The organism is Rhodococcus sp. T7 (assembly GCF_009872365.1).
Classification (GTDB): Bacteria; Actinomycetota; Actinomycetes; order Mycobacteriales; family Mycobacteriaceae; genus Rhodococcus_F.
The window spans coordinates 1-4,369 of record NZ_WXYH01000146.1 but is presented as its reverse complement, the minus strand read 5'-3'; the positions used below and the strand labels follow the sequence as shown (position 1 = coordinate 4,369).

Sequence of the window (4,369 nt, the reverse complement as noted above, 5' to 3'; positions counted from 1 at the left end):
ACCACCTTCCTCGGTGGCGTACTCCTCGGCGCGATTGTTATTCATCACCGTGTCCGCAAATAGCAGACACGCTCTAGGGCGTCCCCCGCTCCATTTTGGGTTCAGGGCCTCGGGTCCGTGCTCGTTGAACGCATGGATGACGCCGCGGACATAGTCGGCGTCGACCCGCAACAGCGACGTGATGTCCTTGACAGTCTGATGCTGAGAGCGGACATCAACACCACGATCGCACTGCAGCTTGACCGGGTCCTTGGTGAGGCGACTGATCTTCTGCAGCCGCAACTCTCCTCCATGCTGATCTGCCGGACGAACGCACACAGTTGATTTGCCACGACCACCTCCCTTCTGGCCGGCCTTCCGCAACTGATGGGCACACGATTTCACGAAAAGGCGTGCTGGCATGCGGTAATGCCGAGTAACGTGTACGGCCTCGATTCCGAGGTCGAAGAATGTCCCGGAGTCGGACGCGTTCGTTCCGGACACGGTAAGCGTTCAACCGTTGACGGCGTGACCAGCATCACCTATATTGAGTCAGACAGTCTGAAAAATATTGGTGTGGTGGAGTGATTAATTCCCAGGCGTGTCAGTGCAATTCGATCCATGCGCCGGCACTGTGCGCCAACCCCCACTTTCCTTTCCTGGCCGATCGACTGGAAACGACGCTCAGTCGTGAAGGCGCCGTACTCGTCGATGCCTCGAGCCCGCTGTTGTCACGGCGGCCCCCAAGCAAGCAGAACAGGACATGACATGAATCAAACATCAGTAGGCCACACGACGAAGGTCTTCATGGACGAGGTGACGAAGGCTTACGAGGCCGACCACGATCGTTTGGTCACCGAGTTTCACGAAATCCCAACGACATACCAGGCGCTGACGCCAGAGTGGCTGACCGCGGTGCTGTGCCGGGACGTACCGGACGCGGCCGTGCTCTCGTTCGAACTCGGCCCGCGTGACGACGGGTCGTCGAACCGGCGACGAGTTTCACTGACATACAATGACGCGGGCATCCGAGCCGGGCTGCCCGCAAGCGTGTTCTGCAAGGCTGCCGAGCAGTTACAGAACCGCGTCATCCTTGCGGTTCTCGACGTCGCGCGTGCAGAGGCCGAGTTCTACACCAACGTGAGGAGCCAACTCGACATCGAAGTACCGAAGGTGTGGTACGCGGGGTTCGATCCGAAGACATTTGCCTACCTGATCATGATGGAAGATCTCGCGGACACGGCGCAGTTCCCCGACGAGCGGACGATCCTGACACGGGCGCAGGCCGAAGACATGGTGCGGCTACTGGCCAAACTGCACTCCCGGTTCTACGGCAGTGCGGAGCTGGGAACCGAATCCCTGCCCTTCAAGAGTTGGCCGGCATTCTGGACGGACCTGACGTCGACTCCCGGATTCGCAGAGGCATGCGACTCCGGATTTGTCCGAGCCGAGTCGGTGCTGTCGCCCGGCTTGTTCGCGCGTCGATCGGAGGTCTGGCCGGCGACCCAGAAGTCGGTCGCCCGTCACGACGAACTCCCGCAGACTCTCCTTCACAGCGATGTGCATTTCAAGAACTGGTACATTCGAAACGACGGCGGCATGGGGCTAACGGACTGGCAGATCACCACCGTGGGGCACTGGAGCCGCGATTTCGTCTATGCGACGACAACGGCACTCACCGTCGAGCAGCGTCGTGAGTGGCAACTGGATCTGCTACGGCTGTACCTCGAGTTGATGGCCGAAAGAGGAGTTTCCGATCTCTCCTTCGACGACGCTCTGCTCAACATTCGTCAACAACTGTTCACCACACTCGCATTCTGGACGATCACGCTGGTCCCGACCGACGACATGGCCCCTATGCAGCGTGAAGAATTGACATTCGAAATGCTCCGGCGTATCGGCGCGGCAATCGACGATTACGACGCGCTCGACGCATTCTGACCGGGCGGAGTGAAATCGATGGACGACATTGAACAGATCAAGCAGCTCAAAGCCAGGTACTTCCGGTTCATGGACACCAGGGACTGGGAGTCCTACCGAACTGTCTTCACCGAGGATGTTCTGTTCGACGTGCGAGGCGGAGCCGAGGCAACCAGACCCGGCACCGTCTATGATGAGCCGGCGCTGACCGGTCGCGACGCCGCAGTCGAGTTGATCAGCAAAAGCATGCTGGGAATGGTCAGTGCACATCAGGGCTTTCTGCCGGAAATAGAGATTCTCTCGTCGGATGAAGCACGGGGGACATGGGCCATGACCGACGTTTTGCGGGCCGTTGCGGACGCGCCATTTCGAACGATGCGTGGATACGGCCATTATCACGAGACCTACCGGAGGGTGGGCGGGGAATGGAAGATAGCGACTCTGAGGCTCACCCGACTGCTCGTCGACGTCGAGTGATTTCCAACCAGTCAAATCCGACCGTGAAAGCAGCGTCATCCATCGGTGACACCGATGGGACCGAGAAGACAGGACCCTCACCAATGACCATTGCAGCGTCGCACGACGCGGCCACAGAGCATATCAGCCGCGAGGAGCTCCAACGGATGGTCGCCGCACAGCGCGCGGCCTTCCTCCGCGAAGGCCCGCCGAGCGCCGAGACACGGCGCCGCCGCATCGACCGCCTGATGTTGGCCGTTCTCGAAGCCGCCGACGACCTCGCCGAGGCGCTGAATCAGGACTATGGCACGCGGCCAGTGGGGCTGACAAAGCTGTTCGACCTGATGGCCTGGGTCGGGGATGCCAAGGAAACGCGTGACAATCTCGAGAAATGGATGAGGTCGATTCCACTCGACGGTCCGGTACCCGCCGTCATCGACCAGAAGCCGAAGGGGGTCGTCGGTGTGATGGGTGCCTGGAACTTTCCCATCACCCTGACCATCCAGCCGGCTTTCGCGGCATTGGGAGCCGGCAATCGGGTAATCATGAAGTTCCCGGAGTTCCACCGGCGGACCGGGAAGGTGTTTCGTGACGCGGTGGCCAGGTACTTCGGCGAAGACGAGGTGGCGGTGGTCGTCGGCGATCTGCGCACTGCACAAGCGTTCTCCGAGTTGCAACTCGACCACCTCGTCCTGACCGGATCCCCGGCCGTCGGTAGGGCGGTCGCGGCTGCGGCCGGAAAGAACTTGGTGCCCTTGACCCTTGAGTTGGGCGGAAAGAACCCCGTTGTTGTCGCAGATGACGTCGATCTTGATCTGGCAGCCCATCGCGTCGCGATCGGACGCATGATGAACAGTGGTCAGGTCTGCCTGTGTCCCGACTACGTGTTCGTTCCGCGTGGACAGCACGACCTGTTTGTCGCGAAGCTCGAAGGGGCGTTCCGGAGGGCCTTTCCTTCTTATCTGGACAACCCGGGCGTGGTGAGCATCGTGAACGGGCGCAACTACGATCGGATTGTCGCACTCATCGACGATGCGGTGGCCAAGGGCGCAACAAAGGTGCAGATCGCCACCCCGACGGAGGCAGACCAGCTGCCCTCGCGGGAGAGCAGGCTGATACCGCCGACGATCCTCGTCGACGTTCCGGAGAATGCGACCATCTCAAGCGAGGAGATATTCGGACCGGTCATCGCCGTCTACCCCTACGACGATGTGGCCGAGGTCGTCTCCTACATCAACGCCCGGCCCACCCCCCTCGGCGCATACTGGTACGGCGAGGACACTGACGATTTTCGGAACTTTCTGCACCGCACCAACTCCGGAGGTGTGACGCGGAACGACACCTTCGCCCATCAGGCGGTTGCGGGTGCGCCCTTCGGTGGTGTCGGCGGGTCAGGGTACGGTGCATACCACGGAAAGGTCGGTTTCGACGAGTTCACGCATCGTCGCACGGTCGCCTCCCCGGTCGACGAACGAAGCTTTGTCGACGGTACCATCGGTGCCGTTGTGGGCAGTTCGGAGGTCGAGGCCGGAATCGACCAGGCGATCGCCGCCGAGATCGCCGACATCAGGGGTCGACTCGGCGGGTGATCTGGCTGGCGCGGGGTGCTGAAGGCGTTGCAATGCCCTGGCTGCTTCAATTGTTGTCGTAGACCTCGGAACCTGACTGGCCGGGAGAGCGGAACGCCGCTCTCCCGGCCAGATTCTACCCGTACGTGTTCAACAGTCTCGACCGGCGGTTGCCGGCGGAGCAGCCTTCTCCCGCATCCTGGGATAGTCGGTGTACCCGTTCGCCGGATCTCTGTTGGGGCCGAGGTAATATGCGGCGCGGTTCGGCTTGTTGAGTTCCGCCCTGGCCTCGAAGCGCTCGGGCAAATCCGGGTTGGCGATGAATGCGGACCCGAAGCTGACGGCATCGCAGACACCGTCGGCGATGACCGCCTAGTACTGCAACGGCACTTATGGGAGGTGGCCGCGGCGTCGGTAGTGGGAGGTGCGGGCCTGGTGTTGTCGGC

At 61.4% G+C, this 4,369-nt stretch carries 4 protein-coding genes; 3 read left to right on the top strand and 1 reads right to left on the bottom strand.

Going from position 1 to position 4,369, the window contains the following annotated elements; translation table 11 throughout:
• On the bottom strand, positions 1-282 hold a 282-nt coding region (locus MLGJGCBP_RS16570; RefSeq protein WP_160096976.1), incomplete at its 3' end, for a helix-turn-helix domain-containing protein.
• A 465-nt stretch (positions 283-747) separates the two neighbouring features.
• On the opposite strand from MLGJGCBP_RS16570, the gene MLGJGCBP_RS16565 reads away from it, so the two are divergent.
• The 3 genes from MLGJGCBP_RS16565 to MLGJGCBP_RS16555 all read left to right on the top strand — a co-directional run bounded on the left by MLGJGCBP_RS16565 (position 748) and on the right by MLGJGCBP_RS16555 (position 3,944).
• Entirely contained in the window at positions 748-1,920 is a 1,173-nt protein-coding gene (locus MLGJGCBP_RS16565) for a phosphotransferase (protein ID WP_160096974.1), read from the top strand.
• Between the two features lie 18 nt (positions 1,921-1,938).
• On the top strand, positions 1,939-2,376 hold the full coding sequence (locus tag MLGJGCBP_RS16560) for a nuclear transport factor 2 family protein (RefSeq protein ID WP_160096972.1): 438 nt from the start codon (positions 1,939-1,941) through the stop codon (positions 2,374-2,376).
• A gap of 83 nt (positions 2,377-2,459) precedes the next feature.
• The gene (locus MLGJGCBP_RS16555; protein ID WP_201453091.1) at positions 2,460-3,944 is read left to right on the top strand and encodes an aldehyde dehydrogenase family protein; all 1,485 of its coding nucleotides are present in this window, start codon (positions 2,460-2,462) and stop codon (positions 3,942-3,944) included.
• Positions 3,945-4,369 lie beyond the last annotated feature (425 nt).

Bases quoted from the DNA above. Each gene is read 5' to 3' on its own strand.
- MLGJGCBP_RS16565 (WP_160096974.1), top strand. From the start codon at position 748: ATGAATCAAACATCAGTAGGCCACACGACGAAGGTCTTCATGGACGAG.
- MLGJGCBP_RS16560 (WP_160096972.1), top strand. From the start codon at position 1,939: ATGGACGACATTGAACAGATCAAGCAGCTCAAAGCCAGGTACTTCCGG.
- MLGJGCBP_RS16555 (WP_201453091.1), top strand. From the start codon at position 2,460: ATGACCATTGCAGCGTCGCACGACGCGGCCACAGAGCATATCAGCCGC.